Genomic DNA, 17,447 nt, shown 5'->3' on the forward strand with positions numbered 1-17,447 from the left:
CGTGGATCAGCGCGCCGGGACGGTGTCCGGCGTCGTCGTGAGGGACGGCTGGGCGCGCTGCATGCCGGTGACCGTAGCAACGGACGCCACGCTGGACGAGCCGTTTTCCCGCCGCCCGATTTCCACCGCCCGCATCAACGGCGGTAACCCGAACGGCCCGCCGCGCTGGTCGGCTCGTGCGTGCGGTGTTGCCGTGAGAAGGAGCCCGCGGTCCACGGCGGCCGCAGTCCACACGCGTTTCAGGAGGCAGTCCTCGATGACCCGTCGCACCCTCCTCGCCTTCGCCTCCGCCACCCTCGGGCTGCTCACCGCCGTCACCGGCTGCGCCACCCTCGGGCTGGAGCACCCGCCGACCGCCGAGCCCGCCCCGGCCACCAGCTCGGCGGCGCCGAACCGGCCCGCCGCGCCGACCACCCCGTCCGCGCTCACCGAGGCGCAGGCGCAGGCGGCGCTCATCACCGACACCGACCTCGGCGCCCCCTGGACACGGACGCGCGGCGCCGCGACCTGGCGGGACGGGCTGCTGAAGGCGGTCACCGCCGTGCCCGGGTGCCAGAAGCTGCTCGACGCGCTCTACACCGACGAGCTGCTCGGCACCCCGGCCCGCGCGGTCGTCGGGCTCGACGACCCCGACACCGGGGCCCAGCTGCGCTACCAGCTCACCGACCGGCGCCCGGCGGACGCCGACCGGGCGCTGGCCTGGCTGCGGACGCTGCCCGGGACGTGCGCCCGGTTCACGGCCACGGCCGCGCACGAGACCGTGCTGGACGTGCAGGTGGTGGAGCTGCCGCTGCCGGAGGTGGGGGACGCCCGGCAGGGGCTCAGGGTGTCGCTGACGATCTGGGCGACGGCCGAGGAGAACCCCGACGGGGAGCCCACGGTCCTCGCCCTGGACGTGGCCGCCGTGCGGGCCGGCGAGGACGCGTTCGCGCTGACCAACGGCGGGCTGGGCGACGTACCGAACGAGGCGACCCAGGCCGCCGTCCAGCTCGGCGTACGGCGGCTCGCGGACGTCCGCAAGCAGGGGCGGGCGCAGGTCTGAGAACCCGTCGCGTCCGGACCTCGGCCGGACGCGTCCGGACCTCAGTCGGAGTCCAGGCGCAGGCGGCGGGTGACCACCTCGTGGGCCACGACGAGGACCGTGCGGTCGCTCGCGAAGGCGTGGCCGCGCAGCAGGTCGAGCGCCGCGTCGGGGCCGACGCCGCGCTGGGCCATGACCATCCCGACGGCCTGGTGGACCTCGTCGTGGTCCAGGGCCAGCGGGCTCAGCCAGAGTCCGTCGTCGCCGAGGAGGCCGGACTCCTCGCCGTGCGGCAGGGCGAGGAGCGCGGCCGTCATGAGGTCGGCCACGGACCGCGCCGTCCGCACCTCTCCGTCGGCCAGTTCCCCGGGGACGTCCCGGTAGAGGTCGAGCGTGCCCACGCACACCGTGCCGTCGCCCAGGGGCAGCGCGTACACGGCCCGCACCCCGGTGGCCGCCGCCTGCTGGGCGTACACCGGCCAGCGGGAGGTATCCCGGGCGCCGGACAGGTCGGTGGCGAAGACGGCCGTGCCGGTCTCCGCGGCCTCCAGGCACGGCCCGTCGCCCAGGGTGGCCTCCAGCTCCATCAGATACGCGGCCCGTTCACCGCTCGCGCTCAGCGGCAGCGGCATCCCGGCGCCGCGCAGCGACACGCTCGCACCGCTCACCGGCAGCAGCCGTACGGCGGCCGAGCAAAGCCGTTCGGGGACCTCACCCGGAGCGGCTCCGCTCGTCTCCTCGGCGATCACCTCGCCGATCCGGTTGCGCACGGTCATCACCTCCGTGCACGGGTGACGCACAGCTCCGGTCGCTCCCCGGGTACCCGCCGGGCGGCGGGGGAACCGGGTTTCGGCTGGCTACGGCCGGCTACGGCTTCTCGTGTGGGGGCCGAGGGCTGGTATCCGTTACCGAAACCCCTCGGTATCCCCTCGTGCCCCCCGGTATCCCCTCGTCAAAGGGGTGGCTGGGCCGGGGCCGGGCCCAGGGTCGTGGTTCCTGGGGCCGTGCGGTGGCCCAGGCCCGTGCGGTAGGCGTCCAGGGCCGCTTCCACGCGGCCGGTGCGGCGGAGGAGGTCGCCGAGGAGGCGGCAGAGGTCGGCGAGGTCGCCGGCCGCGCCGGCGCGTTCCAGGAGGCTGAGGGCGCGGACGTAGTGCTCCTCGGCGGCCTCCGTGTCGCGGGCGTCCTCGGCGATGATGCCGAGCAGCCGGTGGGCGGCAGCTGCGTGCACGGCTCCGCGTTCGGAGGAGAGGTCGCCGAGGACGCGCTGGAGCAGTTCGGCGGCCTCCGCCGACTTGCCCCGGCGGTGCAGGACGTCGGCCAGTTCGACGGCCGCCTGACTGCCGTAGAGCGTGGCGCGGGTGGCGGCGAGCATCTCCTGGGCCTGCCGCAACTCGCCCTCGGCGCGCTCCAGTTGGCCGTTCTGGGCGTAGACGTAACCGCGCATCCAGTGGCAGTTGGCGAGTTCGGTGCGCAGCTGGAGCTGGCGGTACAGCTCGGCGGCCTTGGCGAGGGAGGCGTCGGCCTCGGCGAGCCGGCCCTCGGCGAGCAGCGTGCGGGCGACGGAGCGGTGCATCCGGGCGACGAGCGCGGGGTCGCCGACCTGGGGCGCGAGGGCGAGGGCGAACTCGGCGGCCTGGGCGGCGCGGGCCTGGGCGCCCATGTCCATGTACGGGCCGATGACGGAGGCGTAGAGGAGGAGCAGCGCGTCGGGGTCGTGCAGCCCGCCGCGGTTCAGCTCGTCGAGGGTGGATTCCAGGAGGTAGACGGCGTACCGCAGCTCACCGGCGAGGTAGTGCGCGACGGCGCGGCCGCGCAGCGCGGGGACACGGCTGGGCAGGGGCGCGTCGGCGAGCCGTGCCTCGGCCCGCTCGAAGCAGTCCCGGGCCGCCGCCAGGTCGCCGGTGTCGATCCCGCACTCCCCGAGTCCGAGCAGCGCGGTGGCCTCCTCCTCTGCCAGGCCGTTCTCCTGCGCCTCGGCGAGCAGCGCGGCGTACTGGCGGGCGGCCTCCTGCGCCTCCCCGGTGGCGAGGGCGCGCTGGGCCTCGGTGAGCCGCAGCCGCAGATCGGTGACGAGCCGCGCCGACCGTCCGGTGGCCAGTTCCCCGAAGTCGACGCCGAGCCGTTCGGCGATGTGCTTGAGGGCCTCGTCGGAGGGGCGGACCCGTCCGGCCTCCAGGGTGGAGACATACGCGGGGGTGTATGTCGGTTCCGCCAACTGCCTTTGAGTCAGGCCCCGTTCGATGCGCAATCGCTGCACGCGCCGACCTATGACCTCTGGTTCGTCCCGTTCTCCCACGCCTTGACTCCCCCAACTCCCCCAGTGCCTCTTGCCGTTGGACTATCGCAGCCCCTACGTTAAACGGCGAATTAAGCATGCTTAATACATGAGTGTCGTCAGCTGTGGTCCGCCGACATCGATGCTGTGAGGTTGCCGTGCCCGGACGCCCATCCGCCTCCCGCGGACAGTGTTACGCCAGGGCCCTCGCCGCGGCCGTGCTGGCCGTCACGGCCCTGGTCGCAGCGGCCAACGCGGTCCCGGCCCGCGCCACGACCACACCCCCGACCGCCCAGGAACAGCAGGGGCAGCAGGGGCAGCAGGGGCAGTCCACGGGCCGCTGAGACCGTCGGCCACCGGCCGCTCCCGCTCCCGTTCAACCCTGGGTCTGCAACTGCCGTAGCTGCCGCCGTACATGGTCCAGGGCGCCCCGGCGCCGGCCGGGGACGCGGCCGCGCAGCTCCGCGAGCGCGGGGCCGAGTTCACGGGCCCGCGCCGGGTCGGTGATACGGCCCCACTGGTGGTGCGCCCGGTCCACGGCCGCCTCCACCGCGGGCGCGTCGACCGGCTGCCCGGCGGTCAGCCGGGCAGCCGCCACCGCCAGCCACGCCCGGCAGCTGCCCGCGGCGTCCCCCGCGAACATCGCGAGATCCGCCCGCACCTCGGTCCAGTGCAGCGCCGTCTCCGACCCCACCCCGTGCGAGACGGCCGCCGCCTGCTCCCATGTCGCGGCCAGCGCGTCGGCGTCGGCGTGCCTGCCGTCCCGGACGGCGAGGGCGATGGCGGCGTGCGGATCGTGGGGTATGTCCGGTGTGCCCTGCGTCCCGTCCGGCGTTCGGGGACGAGGCGCGGCGGATCCCGGTGCGGGAGGCTGGGGGCGGTGGCCCCGAGGGGAGGGAAGGACAGGGGCGGCGGCGAAGACAGGGACGGGAAGGGCAGAGGCAGGCAGGGGCGGGGCAGGCAGGGCGGAGGCGGGACGGGCCGAGGAGGGATGGGCCGAGGAGGGATGGGCCGAGGAGGGATGGGCCGAGGAGGGATGGGCCGGGGCGTGGCGACCGTCCTGGACGACGGCGGGGGCGTATCCCCCCACGCCCGCACCCCCGTACAGCACCAGATCCCCCACCTCCCCCTCCCCGGCGATCCGCGCCAACGCCATCTGGTGCAGCTGCTCCACGGCCGGCCGGCCCCCGCTGCGCAGTATCGTCGCCAGCGCCTTCATGTACGTCGGCGCCGCGACCGTACGCCGTCCCGGCGGCGGCGCGATCCGGCCGTACACCGCGACGCCGGGCCCGCACTCCAGGACGTGCCCGCGCAGCCAGCCCCAGGTCTCCGCGTCGGCGTGCAGGTCCACCAGCAGCGTGGTCGTGCCCGGCGTGCGCAGCCGCAGCTCCTCGCGCAGCCAGTGCCACGGCAGGCCGGTGTAGCGGACGGTCGACGGGGTGGTCCGGGCCAGGGCCAGGTGGGGCAGGTGCTGACGGCGGTCCAGCTGGAGCTGGCCGGTGACGAAGATGGTGAGCGGCCCGGGTGCCGCCGCGGCGGCCCGCAGCCGGGTGAGCACGGCCTGCGGTTCCAGGGGGTCGGCCAGCTCGACGACGTTCGCGGTGTCGGTGCCGGCCAGTATGGCGGGCGGCACGGCCGCGAGCACGGGGAGGACGGACGCCGCGTCCACCAGACACCCCTTGCCCACGGGCGAGGCCGCCAGCAGCAGCACGGTTCCGGGCATGGTCCCCTCCCCCTGTCGATCACGTACCTCAGCACCGTAACCGCTGCTGCTGCAAAGGTGTGCCCCCAGGCCTGCAAACGTCCCCGTACGGGGCGTTCGTCGCCCGGGGCGGGGGCGGTGGGGCGGTCCGGGTCACCCCCGGCCCGGATCCGGGCCCGATGCCCCGCCCGGCTCCGGGCCCGGTGCCCGCCCGGATTCCGGGCCCGGGGGCAAGCCCGTCGTGCGGACCGCGAGGACCGTCGTGTCGTCGGCGAGCCGGCCGTGGCAGTGGCGCAGGGTGCCGTCGCGGACGTGGGTGACCAGGCGGGCGGGTTCGGCGGTGCGGGGGTCGCGGGTGATCGCCGCCGTGAGGTGTTCGGTCAGCGGGTAGAAGGCGCCCGAACCGTCCCGGGCCTCCGTCACCCCGTCCGTGACCAGCAGCAACGTCTCGCCGGGGTCGACGGTCACCCGCAGCACGGCCGGCGGGCCGGCCCACAGGGCGAGGTCGCCGAGGCCGAGCGGCAGGCCGTCGCCGGACGGCAGGAGCCGTACGCCGTGGGTGCCGACCGCGAGCGGCGGCTCGTGGCCGAAGCCCACGATCTGCACCGTCCGCCGGTCGCCCGGCGGGAACCCCAGCAGGACCGCCGTGGCGAACCGGTCCCCGTCGGCGCCGCCCAGGGCGGCGGTGAGCAGCCGGTGGCGGCGCATCCGGGTCTCCAGCCGGACGGCGACGGTCGCGAGGTCCGGCTCGTGGTACGCGGCCTCGCGGAACGTGCCGAGCAGCGCGGCCGCCGCCTCCACCGCGCCCAGCCCCTTGCCCTGGACGTCACCGAGCAGGACCCGGGTGCCGTGCGGGCCGGGCTGGATGTCGTAGAAGTCGCCGCCCACCCGGGCCTCGGCGTCGGCCGCGAGGTAGACGGCCGCGTGGTCCAGACCGCCCCAGACGGCGGGCAGCGGGCGCAGCACGGTACGGCGGGTGGTCTCGGCGATGTCCATCATGTGCAGCATCCGCCGCTCCCCGCGCACCCGGACCGCGGCGGCCAGCACGGAGAGGATCCCGCCGACCAGGACGAGGACGAAGTCGGCCGGCCCGGCCCGGTACTGGTCGGGCCAGGCGGAGTCCGCGAAGAGGTAGGTGAGGAGCGCGAGCACCGCGAACAGGATCGTCGTCCACACCCCGCAGAGCGCGGCGGCGATGGCGCAGACGAACACGCACCAGGAGACGATCCGGAACTCGCCGGTGGTGTTGTAGTCGGCGACGGCGATGGCGACGAGCGTGGCGAGCGGCACCAGCCAGGTGACGCTGCGGCCCCGAATCCGCAGCAGCTGGTGGCGTTGCGGGACGTCCCGGCGCCGGGCCCGCGGGGTGCGGTCGTGCGGGTCGTGGCCCCCGGCCTCCATGAGGTCAGCGAAGCACGGTGGGCGAGCGGCCGCATCCGGGCACCCTGCGCGGGCACTCCGCGGGCACCCGACTTGCCACCGCCCCCGGCCAGGTGTGCTCTGGAGACGGGGGCGAGGAGAGAGGAGTGCTCTCATGGCTCATGCGGCACCCGCGGTACGGACCCCGTCCCGGCCGAGCAGGACACCCGACGTCTTCAGCGAGCGGACCCACCGGATCGCGTCGTGGGCGGTACCTGTCGTGCTCGGGCTGATCTACGGCTACTGGGTCGCGGCCAACAACCGCTCCGGCGGTCCCATCACCGGCTGGAACGTCCTGCTCGGCTTCGTGAGCGCGATCGTGTTCGCGGCGCTGTGGATGGGCATCCACGCCCTCGCCCCGCACATGATGCGTGAAATGCACGCCCTGCTGTGGGCGACGTTCGCGGGCTGTGCGTTCGGCTTCCTCTTCAGTGAGACCGGTGCCAGCGTGCTGCGTTCTGCGGCCATGGGCGTGGCCATCGGCGCGAGCACCTTCGGGGTGCTGTTCTACCGCTACTACACGCACGAGGACGCGGCGGGCCATCGCATCCGTTAGCCCCCGCCCCCCTCCAGTCGCCACGTGGGCCCCGGCGTTGTGCGCCGGGGCCCACGTGTTCCCTCATCCCTCCACTCACCGGACGACGGGGATCCAGTCCCAGCCGCCCGACGAGGCTCAAGAAGCGCTGAACTCGAAGGAGCCCGAGATGGTGAACGAGCCGGAGGCGACGACGCTCCACGCGTCGTTCCAGAACGGGTCGTCCCAGTTGAGCCAGTGCCCGTTCTTCCACTGCGGGAAGGGGTCGGCGCAGGCCGGTACGTGCGCGCGGCCGATGTCGACGAACGCGGCGGCGGCCCAGGCCTCGGCGCCGACGAGCCAGTACCAGTACGGGTTGCCGTTGACGCTCTGTCCCTTGACCATGCACAGCACACGGTCGTGGCTGCCGGGCGGGAGCTGCCCGACCAGCGGTGCGTGGGTGGTGGGTGCCTGTCGCAGGTTGACGTCGGTGCTGGAGACGACGGTGCCCCGGACGGAGCCGTCGCCACTGCCGTGTCCTTCGGTGTAGGTCGGTGAAGCTTCCGCCGCGGTGGTGCCCAGCGCCGTAGCGGCGAGGGTGCCACCGGTGAGCAGGGCCGCGGCCAGAGTCCGCAGGGCCGGAGTGGTGCGCATGATCGGCCTCCTTCTCCCCAGAACCAGGAAACACCCGTTCGGGTGAACCCTCCACCGGAGACGGCAGGGAGGGCCGAAAACCCCAGCTCCGGCGCGGTGCGGTGGGGGTGCACCCGGGCGGCCCAGCACCGCTCGCGCCGCCCGTGCGGCCGCTGTTGCCTGGGAGCGTGTCCCGAAGCCCGCGGACCGCCGTCTCGGCCGTCCTGATCGCTCTGGCCTGCCTGCTGGTGCCGTTCGGCACGCTGGCGGCCTGGGCGGCGTACGGCCTGACGGACACCGGCCGGTACGTCACCACGATGGCGCCGCTCGCCTCGGACCCGGCGGTCCGGGACGTCGTCGCGGACACGGTCGGTGACGACGTGGCACGCGCGTCCGGCCTGAACCGTGTCCTCGTGCGGGACGCGGTCCGCTCCTTCACCGGCACCCGCGCCTACCGCACCGCGTGGGACGCGGCCGGCGAGGCCGCGCACACCGCGGTGATGCGGGCGCTGCGCGACGACCACCACGACCGTCCCGTGACCCTCGATCTGGCCTCCGTCACCGCGCCCCTGAAGCGCCAACTGGCCGCCGACCATGTGCCGTTCGCCGCGCACATCCCGGTCGAGCACCGCGGGGTGGCCCTGTTCCGGCCCGACCAACTGGCCGTCCTGAGGAAGGGCTACCACGTGCTCGACTTCGCCGCTGTCTGGCTGCCGTCGGCAGCCGTCCTCTTCGCGGTCACCGGCATCGCCGTGGCCGCCTGCCGCCGCCGCGCGCTCACGGCGACCGCGCTGGGCACCGCCCTGGGCGGCGCGTTCCTCGGCCTCGCGGTCGCGATCGGCCGCCGCCTCACCCTCGCCGATCTGCCCGACCCGGCCCACCGCCCGGCGGCGGCCGCGGTCTACGACGCCCTGACGGCCACCCTGCGCACCGCGTCCTGGCTCCTGCTGACCCTGGGGCTGACGGTCGCGACGGCCGCCTGGCTCACCCACCGCCTCCACATCCGGCTGCCCCAGCCCCGGCGCCGGGCATCCCCCGCCCCCACACCGGTTCCCCCTCCTAACCCGACCCGAGCCCGAGCCTGACGGCAGCGCGGGGACACGGCCCGCTCAGCCGGCGCCTCCGCCCGGCCCCGCCGCCGCCACGCCCGCCAGCGTGCGCAGGGCCCGGGCCAGTTCTTCCTCCGGTGCCGACGCCAGGCCGAGTCTGACGGCGGGTGGGGTGCGGTGCGGGGTGACGGTGAAGGCGGTGCCGGGGGTGACGGCGATGCCGTGGGCGGCGGCGGCCGCCGCGAAGGTGTCCGCCCGCCAGGGCGCGGGCAGCTCCCACCAGGCGAAGTAGGCGCGCGGGCCGGTGCGGACGCCGGCCGTGCCCAGGTGCTCGGCGAGGATCGCCTGCCGGCGTTCCGCGTCCGCCCGTTTCCGGTCGACCAGCGTGGCCACGGTCCCGTCCCCGATCCAGCGCACGGCGGCCTCCAGCGCGAACCGCGCCGCGCTCCACCCGCCGGAGCGCACCGCGGCGCCCACGGCCTCCACCCGGTGCTCCGGTACGACGAGGAGGCCGACGGTCAGCCCCGGCGCGACCCGCTTGGACAGCCCGTCGACGACATGGGTGAGCCCCGGGGCGTGCGCGGCGAGCGGGACGGCGTCGGGACGCAGGAAGGACCAGATGCGGTCCTCCACCACGGGGATGTCCAAGTCCTCCACCGCGGCGGCCAGTTCGCGCTTGCGGCGCTCGGTGGTGACCAGCGAGGTCGGGTTGTGCAGGGCCGGCTGGAGGTAGAGGGCGGAGAGCGGCGCGGCACGGTGGGCGGCGGCGAGCGCGTCCGGCCGTACGCCCTCCTCGTCGCCCGGCAGTGGCACGAGCACGATGCCCAGCCGTCCGGCGATCTCCTTGACCAGCGGATACGTCAGCTCCTCCACGCCGACCCGGCCGCCGGGGCGGACCAGGGAGGCGAGGGCGGCGGCGATGGCCTGGCGGGCGTTGCCGGTGAACAGGAGGCGGTCGGGGGCGGGCCGCCAGCCCGGGAGGGCGAGCAGGTCGGCGGCGGCCGCGCGGGCGTCGGCGGTGCCGCCCGCCGCCCCCGGACGCATCGCCTCCGCGAGCACGTCGGGCCGCAGCAGGGGCGCGAGGGCGGGGGCGAGCAGCTCCGACTGGCCGGGCGCGGAGGGGTAGTTCAGCTCCAGGTTGACGGGGGCGGTGGTCGCCGCCTCGACGAGCGAGCGCCCGTACGGCCCGGCCGGGGCGGCCCGGACGAAGGTGCCGCGTCCGACCTCGCCCACCACCAGTCCCCGGCGGACGAGTTCGCCGTACACCCGCCCGGCGGTCGAGGGCGCGATGCCGTGGCGGCGGGCGAACCACCGCTGTGGGGGCAGCTGTTGGCCGGGGCGCAGGCGTCCGGCGGCGATGTCGTCGGCGATGCGGTCGGCGACGGCCCGGAAGTCCCGCATGAGGCTCCCCCTCCTGAGATTGCACCGAGGGCAATGATCTTATTGCACCGAGAAGTCGGGCCGACCTAGGGTCGCACTCATGGCACCCTTCCTCGCATACGAGGACAAAGGCCCGCACTCCGCACTGGCGCCCCTTGTCCTCGTCCACGGCCACCCCTTCGACCGCACCATGTGGACCCCGCAGATCGAGACGTTCTCCGCCGAACGCCGGGTGATCGCCCCCGACCTGCGCGGCTACGGCGCCTCCCCCGTCCACCTGGGCGTCACCCCCCTCTCCCGCTTCGCGGAGGACATCCGGGAACTGCTCGACGCGCTCGGCGTCGGCACCTTCGTGCTGGCCGGACTCTCCATGGGCGGCCAGATCGCCATGGAGTGCTACGACCGCTTCGGCGACCGCGTCCGGGGACTGGTCCTCGCCGACACCTTCCCGGCGGCGGAGACCGGCGCCGGGAAGCTCGCGCGCCGCGAGACGGCCGACCGGCTGCTCACTGAGGGCATGCGGGGCTACGCCGACGAGGTGCTGGAGAAGATGGTCGCGCCGTACGCCGCCCCCGAGGTCAAGGCGCACGTCCACCGCATGATGACGGCCACCTCCCCCGAGGGCGCCGCGGCCGCCCTCCTCGGCCGCGCCGAACGCCCCGACTACCGCGCCCTGTTGACCCGGGTCACCGTCCCCGCCCTCGTCGTGGTCGGCGCGGACGACGTCTTCACCCCGGTCTCCGACGCCGAGGCCATGCACGCCGCCCTCCCCGACTCCGAGCTGTGCGTGATCGCCGGCGCGGCCCATATGCCGAACCTGGAGCGGCCGCGGGAGTTCGACGCGGCGCTGGGGAAGTTCCTGGCGAGGATCGAGGCGTAGCCTTTTGACGGACATGCGAGGAACAGCCCGTCCGGCGAAGCGGGGGACCGGCAAAGGAGTCGGATGAGTCGGATGACACGGACGAGTTCAACGCGCACATCGGGGGGCGCATCGAGGTCGTCCGAGCGTTCCGCCGCGCCGCCTTGGCGGGGCCGGCACCGGATGCGGCTGCTCGGCGCCTGGTGCGCGGGGCTGCTGCTGGCCGGGGTGAGCGTGGTCGTCGGCTGCCGGACCGCCGACACCGACGCCGTCACCCCCGTACCGCAGGTGCTGGCCTTTCTGCCGTGGCTGCTGGTGCCCGCCGGCCTGGCCGCGGCGCTCGCCCTGCTCGCCCGCTGGTGGACCGGCCTGGTCTGGGGGGTCCTGGTCCTCGCGCTGCTCGCCTGGTACGTCCGGCCGTACGGCCCGGGCGGCGAGCCCGGCGGACCGGCGCTCGCCCGGCTGCGGGTCCTCACCTCCAACGTGGAGTTCGGCTGGGCCACCGGCGCCCTGATCCCGGTGATCCGGCGCGACGAACCGGACATCGTGTTCGTCCAGGAGTGCGAGTACACCTGCCAGGCCCGGCTGCGGCGCGAGGTCGGCGCCGCCTACCCCTACCGGGCGGCCGTGGAGGGGGACACCTCCGTCGGGTCGGTCGTCCTCAGCCGCTTCCCGCTCACGGCCGCCCCGGCCGTCCCCGGGAGGATGGGCATGCCGGGGGCCGTCGCCGACGTCGACGGGCACGCCGTACGGCTCCAGCTCGCCCACCCCAAACCCCCGCTGCCCCGCCAGGTCTCCCTCTGGAAGACGGAACTGGGCCGGCTGCGCGCCTTCGCCGCCCGGCACGACGACGGACCGCTCGTCCTCGCCGGGGACTTCAACGCCTCCCAGGACCACGCCGTCTTCCGCCGCATCCTCGACACCGGGCTGCGCGACGCCGCCCGGCTGGCCGGCGAGGGCCGCGAACCGAGCTGGCCGAGCGACACCACCCCCGCGTTCGGCACCCAGATCGACCATGTGCTCGTGTCCGAGGAGTTCTCGGCGAGCCACGCCCGCTTCCTCGACCTGCCCGGCACCGACCACCGTTCGCTGCTCGTGGACCTCACGCTCCACCGGCCCGAATAGCCGTTCGCGGGCGGTGCCCATAATGAGCCCATGTCCCGCCAGTTCCCCATCGGCCTCACCCCTCCCGACTGGCTGGTGCGGAACCTGCGGCCCCAGCGCTCCCCGGTCAACCGGCCCGCCGTCGCCCGCGCCGCCGTCGCCATGACCCTGCCCCTGGTGATCGGGCCGTGCCCGTCCCCCGCTCCTACTGGGTGGCCCTGACCATCACCTTCGTCCTCAAGCCCGACTTCGGCTCGGTGTTCTCCCGGGCCCTGCTGCGGGCCCTCGGCACGGTCGCCGGACTCGTCGTGGCCGCCGCGGTCCTCTCCCAGGTACCGCGAGGCTGGTGGGACGTGCCCGTGATGCTGCTCCTGGCCCCGCTGATCCCGGCGCTCACCCCGCGCGGCTACGGCTACCAGACGGCGGCCATCACCCCGGTGATCCTGCTCCTGTCGGACGTCCTCAACCACCAGGGCACCGGCCTGCTGCTGCCCCGCCTGGTGGACTCCCTGATCGGCTGCGCGATCGCGCTGGTCGCCGGCTATCTGCTCTGGCCCGAGAGCTGGCACACCCGGGTCGGCGACCGGCTCGCGGACGCGGTCGCCGACGCCTCCCGCTATGTCGAGGCGGCCTTCGGCCCGGACGTCGTCCCGGCCGCCCGCGCCCGGATGCGGCGCCGTCTCTACCGCGACCTCTCCGTGGTCCGTACGGAGTTCCAGCGTGCCCTGACCGAGCCGCCGCCCACCGGACGACGGGCCGCCGCGTGGTGGCCGCTGGTCGTCGCGGTGGAAAGGATCGTGGACGCGACGACGGCGGCCCGGGTCCGTGTCAAGCACGGAGCCGGACCGCCGTCGGAGCGGGAGATCGCCCATGTCGCACTCCAGCTGCGGGAGCTGGCCGAGGGCCTGCGGGACACCGAGGTCCTCTATCCCGTCCGCACGGACCTCACGGGTCCGCCGGACAGCGTCCTGGAACCACTGCGCCAGGAGGTCGCCGCCACCCGCGCGATCACGTCACCGCGGGCGGAGGCGGGTCGGTGACCCGCCTCCTTCGGTGTCAGACGCCGATGTCGCGGCCGTCCGCGCGCCACACCGCCACGACCGCCGGGCGGACGATCTTCCCGGGCCCGTCCGGCCAGGTGCTCGCCGGCTTCTCCACGGACGCCCCGTCGACCTCGCCCGGGTGCTGCACCGCGACCAGCACCCGCCGGTCCTGGATGATCGGACCGCAGGTCTCGGCGCCCTTCGGCACGGTCAGGAACTGCTTCAGCTCACCGCGCCGCGCGCCGCGCGTGGCCACACCGAAGAGACCGTCGTGCGAGCCGAGCTGGGCGCCGTCGGTGGAGATCCACAGGTTGCCGTACGGGTCGAACGCCACGTTGTCCGGGCAGGAGATCGGGCTGACGTCGTCCTTGGGGAACCCGGCGAAGTAGGTCGCCGGGTCGTTCGGGTCACCGGCGACGAGGAACAGCGACCAGGCGAAGGTCTTGCTCTCCGGCCGGTTCCAGCGCTCGGTCAGCTCCAGGATGTGCCCGTGCTTGTTGGCGTTGCGCGGGTTGGCCTCGTCCGCCTTGGCGTTCGAGCCGACACCGCGGTTGCTGTTGTTGGTGAGCGCGACATACACCTTGCCGGTGACCGGCGAGGGCTGGATGTCCTCGGGCCGGTCCATCTTCGTGGCGCCGACCTTGTCACCGGCGAGCCGGGTGAAGACGAACACCTCGTCCGCCGTCATGCCCTCGACGTGCGAGACCGCGCCCGAGGCGGTGGCGGTGGCCAGCGGGATCCACTCGCCGCTGCCGTCGAACTCACCGTCGGCGGGGAGCTTGCCGGTGCCGTCGATCTCGAGGGCCGGGGAGTCGCCGGTGAGCTTGGCGACGTACAGGGTGCCCTCGTCGAGCAGCGAGAGGTTGTGCTCGCGCACGGCCCGGGAGGAGCCCTTCTTCATGCGCTTGGTGCCGACGAACTTGTAGAAGTAGTCGAACCGCTCGTCGTCACCGGAGTAGACGACCGGCCGGCCGTCCTCGGTCAGCCGCACGGTCGCGGCCTCGTGCTTGAAGCGGCCGAGGGCGGTGTGCTTGCGGGGCGTGGAGGTCGGGTCGTACGGGTCGAGCTCGACGACGTACCCGAACCGGTGCACCTCGTTGGGCTCCTGCGCGACGTCGAAGCGCTTGTCGAAACGCTCCCACTTGCGCTCGGTGGCCCCCGTGCCGATGCCGTACCGCTTGTCGGTGGCCCGGCTGCTGTTGGCGAAGTACTGGTTGAAGTTCTCCTCGCCGTGCAGCGTGGTGCCCCACGGGGTGGTGCCGCCGGAGCAGTTGTTCAGCGTGCCGAGGACCTTGCGGCCGGTCGGGTCGGCGGAGGTCTTGAGCAGGTCGGACCCGGCGGCGGGGCCGGTGAGCCGGAACTCGGTGGTGGCGGTGACGCGCCGGTTCAGGTGGTGGCGCGGGACGGGGGTCAGCGCGCCCGTCCGGCGGTCCTCCTCGACGACGACGGCGGCCAGGCCGTGCGCCGCCCAGGCGATCTCGACCTGCTCCCGGGTGGGGTTGGCGGGGTCGTAGCCGCGGAACATGAGCACCTCGTCGGTGTACTCGTGGTTCGCGACGAGGAGCTGGCGCCGGCACTCGTCCTCGAGCGGCAGCAGCGCGAGGAAGTCGTTGTTGTAGCCGAACTGGCCGGCCTGGGCCGCCGCGGTCTGCTTCTCCGGGTCGAACGCCGGCGCGCCGCGCAGGATGGGCTCGCCCCAGCGGATCACGACATTCTGCTTGTATCCGTCCGGGACGGTCACGGCGTCGGCGGTGTTCGGCGCGACGGAGGAGTAGCGCAGGCCGCGGGCGCCGTCGGCGGCGGGTTTCTTGGACGTGGCCCGAGCCGTGCCCTGAGACGAGTCCTGGGGCGCCGCGGCGGCGGGAAGCGCACCACCGGTTCCGGCCGCCGTGGCGACGGTGACGACGGCCGCGGCCTGCATCATCGTGCGGCGGGACAGGGCGCCGGCGATGACATCGCCGACGTACTCGTTGTCGCTGGTGTTGGGCACCTCGTGGAAACAGGCGTCGCCACAACGGAAACGACAGGTCAGGGCGGATCGTCCGCCGGGATGCGATCCGGACGGCGTTCCGATGATCGGAAGAAGCTTGCGCACCTTTAATCTCCCCTTGCATGCCCTTGGTGTGAGCGTGACGGTAGGGGCACGTATGTGCGGAAGCGCGGCGACCGGGTGAACGGCGGGTGAATCCCCGGCTGCGACAAGGGTGTTGAGGTTGCGGCGGACAAGGCTGAGAGGCGGTGTTGACACACCCCACTTCCCCTTACTCACCCCTGCCCAAGATCGCCACGTGAGGCCGCTAACCTTACGTGTCCGTCCTGGCCAGGGATTGACGGGCATCAACTCACGCGAAGGGTTGCGCGCATGGGCATTCTCACTCGCCTTCGGAACGCTTTCGGCCGCTCACGCAAGGAGCGCGCCCTCGAGGCGGAGGGTGCGGAACAGGTCCCTTCGCAGGGGCACACGCCGGCACAGGAAGAGGTCCCCTCGCAGGGACAGACGCCGGCACAGGAACAGTCACCGGCCTCTGAGCCCACGCCGGAGGCCTCTGAGCCCACGTCGGCACAGGCCTCTGAGCCCACGCCGAAGGTCCCCGAGCCCCGCTCGGAGTCCTCCGAGGCCCATGACCTCGTCTCAGCGGCCTTCGACAACGTGGCGGTCCCGAAGCCGACCCCCTCCGGGGAGCCGAAGACGGACACGGAGGCCGCCCCGGCGACTGAGCCGGAGGCCCTTGAGCAGGAGCCGGCGGCTGCTGAGCCGGAGCCGGAGCCGGCGGCTGCTGAGCCGGAGCCGGAGCCGGCGGCTGCTGAGCCGGTGGCTGAGGCTGAGCCGGAGCCGGAGCCGGTGGCTTCCGAGCCGGAGCCGGCGGCTGAGGTGATCGCTGAGCCGGTCGCTGAGCCGGTTGCCGAGGCAGAACCGGAGGCTGAGGCCGAGGCCGAGGCTGAGCCGGTGGCTGAGGTCACTCCGGAGACCGAGGCTGAGGCGGAGGCGGAGGCCGAGGAGGCCGCTGAGCCGGTCGCCGAGGCTGAGCCGGTGACCGAGGCGGAGCCCGTCGCCGAGGCGGAGCCGGAGCCGGAGGCCGTGGCGGAGGCCGAGGCGGTCGCCGAGCCGGTCGGCGAAGTGGAAGCTGAGGCCACGGTCGAGGCTGAGGCCGAGGGCGAGCCTGTCGCGGAGGCCGAGGCGGTTGCCGAACCGGTGACTGAGGCGGTCGCCGAGCCGGTGGCTGAGGCGGTCGCCGAGCCGGTGGCTGAGGCGGTCGCCGAGCCGGTTGCCGAGGCCGAGGCAGAGCCGGAGGCCGAGGCCGTGGCGGAGGAGCCGGCGCCGGCTGTGGAGCCGGTTGCGGAGGCGGAAGCCGAGGCGCCGGCGCCGGAGGTGATCGAGCCGACGGCGGAGACAGAGCCCGAGCCGGTCGCCGAAGAGCCGACGCCCGAGGTGGAGCAGGCCACGGAGACCGAGCCCGTCGCCGAGGACCCGACGCCGGAGACGGTCGAGGAGCCCACGGCCGAGCCGGAGGCGGAGCCGACGGCTGAGGCCGAGCCCACCGAGCCCGAGGCCGCCGACGGCGAGGCCGCCCTGGAGGAGCCCGCACCCGACAACGAAACCCGCACGGGTGGTGCGGGTGGGAACGACGAGGCCGAAGGCGAAGCCGAGGCCACCGAGCCCGAGGCCGCCGCCCAGGCAACCGCCGAGGCCACCGAACCCGCGGCCAGCGACCCCGCCGCCGACGCCATCGAGAAGGCCGGCCTCACCGGCACCCGGGCCGCCGTCTACCTCGTCCTCGACCGCTCCGCGTCCATGCGCCCGTACTACAAGGACGGCTCCGCCCAGGCCCTCGCCGACCAGACCCTCGCCCTCGCCGCCCACCTGGCCCCCGAGGCCACGGTCCACGTCGTCTTCTTCTCGACGGAGGTCGACGGCACCGCCGACCTCACCCGCACCGACCCCGAGAACAGGATCGACGACCTGCACGCCGGCCTGGGCCGCATGGGCCGTACCAGCTACCACGCCGCCGTCGAGGCCGTCGTGAGCCATCACGAGAAGTCGAAGAACTCCCAGGCCCCCGCCCTGGTGGTGTTCCAGACGGACGGCGCCCCGGACGCCAAGACCCCGGCCACCCAGTCCCTCACCGACGCCGCGAAGAACCACCCCGGCGTGTTCTTCTCCTTCGTCGCCTTCGGTGAGCACGACAACAAGGCATTCGACTATCTCCGCAAGCTGAAGACCCCCAACGCGTCCTTCTTCCACGCGGGCCCCACCCCGCGCGAACTCACGGACGCCGAACTGTACGAGGGCGTCCTCGCCAACTGGCGCCCGTAGCCCCCGTACCCGCAACACCCTCGGCACTCATGACCCGCAGTAATCGGGCCGCCCCCTCCCACCCCTTAAAACGGGAGGCGGGCGGCCCACCCATGTCGGCTACGATTTCAATTTCAAGGCTCATAAAACGACC

15 protein-coding genes and 1 pseudogene are annotated in these 17,447 nt (G+C 74.1%); 9 read left to right on the top strand and 7 right to left on the bottom strand.

The window, feature by feature from the left end:
* Nucleotides 1–256: 256 nt before the first annotated feature.
* Nucleotides 257–1,042 carry a hypothetical protein gene (locus tag ACZ6D7_RS14625; protein ID WP_469489611.1) on the top strand — a complete coding sequence of 262 codons (786 nt, stop codon included), beginning with the start codon at nucleotides 257–259 and terminating at the stop codon, nucleotides 1,040–1,042.
* Between the two features lie 41 nt (nucleotides 1,043–1,083).
* Here ACZ6D7_RS14625 and ACZ6D7_RS14630 read toward each other — a convergent pair whose 3' ends face one another.
* Together ACZ6D7_RS14630 and ACZ6D7_RS14635 are read right to left on the bottom strand one after the other, a co-directional pair.
* Complete coding sequence (locus ACZ6D7_RS14630; protein ID WP_469489615.1) at nucleotides 1,084–1,797, bottom strand: GAF and ANTAR domain-containing protein; 714 nt, start codon at nucleotides 1,795–1,797, stop codon at nucleotides 1,084–1,086.
* 176 nt (nucleotides 1,798–1,973) lie between these two features.
* Complete coding sequence (locus ACZ6D7_RS14635) at nucleotides 1,974–3,317, bottom strand: helix-turn-helix domain-containing protein (protein ID WP_469489620.1); 1,344 nt, start codon at nucleotides 3,315–3,317, stop codon at nucleotides 1,974–1,976.
* A gap of 137 nt (nucleotides 3,318–3,454) precedes the next feature.
* On the opposite strand from ACZ6D7_RS14635, the gene ACZ6D7_RS14640 reads away from it, so the two are divergent.
* Nucleotides 3,455–3,640 carry a hypothetical protein gene (locus tag ACZ6D7_RS14640; RefSeq protein ID WP_469489623.1) on the top strand — a complete coding sequence of 62 codons (186 nt, stop codon included), beginning with the start codon at nucleotides 3,455–3,457 and terminating at the stop codon, nucleotides 3,638–3,640.
* Nucleotides 3,641–3,672: 32 nt separating this feature from the next.
* On the opposite strand, the gene ACZ6D7_RS14645 is transcribed toward ACZ6D7_RS14640, so the two are convergent.
* The gene (locus tag ACZ6D7_RS14645) at nucleotides 3,673–5,019 is read right to left on the bottom strand and encodes a hypothetical protein (RefSeq protein WP_469489626.1); all 1,347 of its coding nucleotides are present in this window, start codon (nucleotides 5,017–5,019) and stop codon (nucleotides 3,673–3,675) included.
* Nucleotides 5,020–5,151: 132 nt separating this feature from the next.
* On the bottom strand, nucleotides 5,152–6,399 hold the full coding sequence (locus ACZ6D7_RS14650; protein ID WP_469489631.1) for a PP2C family protein-serine/threonine phosphatase: 1,248 nt from the start codon (nucleotides 6,397–6,399) through the stop codon (nucleotides 5,152–5,154).
* A gap of 133 nt (nucleotides 6,400–6,532) precedes the next feature.
* Here ACZ6D7_RS14650 and ACZ6D7_RS14655 point away from each other — a divergent pair, with 133 nt between their 5' ends.
* Nucleotides 6,533–6,973 carry a hypothetical protein gene (locus tag ACZ6D7_RS14655; RefSeq protein WP_469489634.1) on the top strand — a complete coding sequence of 147 codons (441 nt, stop codon included), beginning with the start codon at nucleotides 6,533–6,535 and terminating at the stop codon, nucleotides 6,971–6,973.
* Nucleotides 6,974–7,090: 117 nt separating this feature from the next.
* On the opposite strand, the gene ACZ6D7_RS14660 is transcribed toward ACZ6D7_RS14655, so the two are convergent.
* On the bottom strand, nucleotides 7,091–7,585 hold the full coding sequence (locus ACZ6D7_RS14660) for an SH3 domain-containing protein (protein ID WP_469489640.1): 495 nt from the start codon (nucleotides 7,583–7,585) through the stop codon (nucleotides 7,091–7,093).
* Nucleotides 7,586–7,752: 167 nt separating this feature from the next.
* On the opposite strand from ACZ6D7_RS14660, the gene ACZ6D7_RS14665 reads away from it, so the two are divergent.
* Nucleotides 7,753–8,649 carry a hypothetical protein gene (locus ACZ6D7_RS14665; protein ID WP_469489643.1) on the top strand — a complete coding sequence of 299 codons (897 nt, stop codon included), beginning with the start codon at nucleotides 7,753–7,755 and terminating at the stop codon, nucleotides 8,647–8,649.
* A 24-nt stretch (nucleotides 8,650–8,673) separates the two neighbouring features.
* Here the strand turns inward: ACZ6D7_RS14665 and ACZ6D7_RS14670 are convergent, their stop codons facing one another.
* Entirely contained in the window at nucleotides 8,674–10,014 is a 1,341-nt protein-coding gene (locus ACZ6D7_RS14670) for an aminotransferase-like domain-containing protein (RefSeq protein WP_469489646.1), read from the bottom strand.
* 79 nt (nucleotides 10,015–10,093) lie between these two features.
* Here ACZ6D7_RS14670 and ACZ6D7_RS14675 point away from each other — a divergent pair, with 79 nt between their 5' ends.
* The 4 genes and pseudogenes from ACZ6D7_RS14675 to ACZ6D7_RS14690 form a co-directional block, all read left to right on the top strand.
* A complete protein-coding gene (locus ACZ6D7_RS14675; RefSeq protein ID WP_469489649.1) occupies nucleotides 10,094–10,873 on the top strand; it encodes an alpha/beta fold hydrolase in 780 nt (259 codons plus the stop codon).
* A 162-nt stretch (nucleotides 10,874–11,035) separates the two neighbouring features.
* Nucleotides 11,036–11,977 (top strand): endonuclease/exonuclease/phosphatase family protein, encoded by a 942-nt coding sequence (locus ACZ6D7_RS14680; protein WP_469489652.1) that lies wholly within the window; start codon nucleotides 11,036–11,038, stop codon nucleotides 11,975–11,977.
* Nucleotides 11,978–12,007: 30 nt separating this feature from the next.
* On the top strand, nucleotides 12,008–12,178 hold the full coding sequence (locus ACZ6D7_RS14685; protein ID WP_469489657.1) for a hypothetical protein: 171 nt from the start codon (nucleotides 12,008–12,010) through the stop codon (nucleotides 12,176–12,178).
* Nucleotides 12,145–12,996: pseudogene (locus tag ACZ6D7_RS14690) on the top strand (FUSC family protein); the annotation flags it as partial. The gene ACZ6D7_RS14685 and the pseudogene ACZ6D7_RS14690, both read left to right, overlap by 34 nt.
* A gap of 16 nt (nucleotides 12,997–13,012) precedes the next feature.
* Here ACZ6D7_RS14690 and ACZ6D7_RS14695 read toward each other — a convergent pair.
* Nucleotides 13,013–15,094 carry a PhoX family protein gene (locus tag ACZ6D7_RS14695; protein ID WP_469489662.1) on the bottom strand — a complete coding sequence of 694 codons (2,082 nt, stop codon included), beginning with the start codon at nucleotides 15,092–15,094 and terminating at the stop codon, nucleotides 13,013–13,015.
* Between the two features lie 267 nt (nucleotides 15,095–15,361).
* On the opposite strand from ACZ6D7_RS14695, the gene ACZ6D7_RS14700 reads away from it, so the two are divergent.
* Nucleotides 15,362–17,314 (top strand): VWA domain-containing protein, encoded by a 1,953-nt coding sequence (locus ACZ6D7_RS14700; protein WP_469489665.1) that lies wholly within the window; start codon nucleotides 15,362–15,364, stop codon nucleotides 17,312–17,314.
* The last annotated feature ends 133 nt before the right edge of the window (nucleotides 17,315–17,447 follow it).

The organism is Streptomyces sp. NPDC041784 (assembly GCF_055591025.1).

Excerpts from the sequence above, each read along its gene's own strand:
- ACZ6D7_RS14625 (WP_469489611.1), top strand. The coding sequence starts at position 257 with ATGACCCGTCGCACCCTCCTCGCCTTCGCCTCCGCCACCCTCGGGCTG.
- ACZ6D7_RS14630 (WP_469489615.1), bottom strand. The coding sequence starts at position 1,797 with ATGACCGTGCGCAACCGGATCGGCGAGGTGATCGCCGAGGAGACGAGC.
- ACZ6D7_RS14645 (WP_469489626.1), bottom strand. The coding sequence starts at position 5,019 with ATGCCCGGAACCGTGCTGCTGCTGGCGGCCTCGCCCGTGGGCAAGGGG.
- ACZ6D7_RS14650 (WP_469489631.1), bottom strand. The coding sequence starts at position 6,399 with ATGGAGGCCGGGGGCCACGACCCGCACGACCGCACCCCGCGGGCCCGG.
- ACZ6D7_RS14655 (WP_469489634.1), top strand. The coding sequence starts at position 6,533 with ATGGCTCATGCGGCACCCGCGGTACGGACCCCGTCCCGGCCGAGCAGG.
- ACZ6D7_RS14660 (WP_469489640.1), bottom strand. The coding sequence starts at position 7,585 with ATGCGCACCACTCCGGCCCTGCGGACTCTGGCCGCGGCCCTGCTCACC.
- ACZ6D7_RS14670 (WP_469489646.1), bottom strand. The coding sequence starts at position 10,014 with ATGCGGGACTTCCGGGCCGTCGCCGACCGCATCGCCGACGACATCGCC.
- ACZ6D7_RS14675 (WP_469489649.1), top strand. The coding sequence starts at position 10,094 with ATGGCACCCTTCCTCGCATACGAGGACAAAGGCCCGCACTCCGCACTG.
- ACZ6D7_RS14680 (WP_469489652.1), top strand. The coding sequence starts at position 11,036 with ATGCGGCTGCTCGGCGCCTGGTGCGCGGGGCTGCTGCTGGCCGGGGTG.
- ACZ6D7_RS14685 (WP_469489657.1), top strand. The coding sequence starts at position 12,008 with ATGTCCCGCCAGTTCCCCATCGGCCTCACCCCTCCCGACTGGCTGGTG.
- ACZ6D7_RS14700 (WP_469489665.1), top strand. The coding sequence starts at position 15,362 with ATGGGCATTCTCACTCGCCTTCGGAACGCTTTCGGCCGCTCACGCAAG.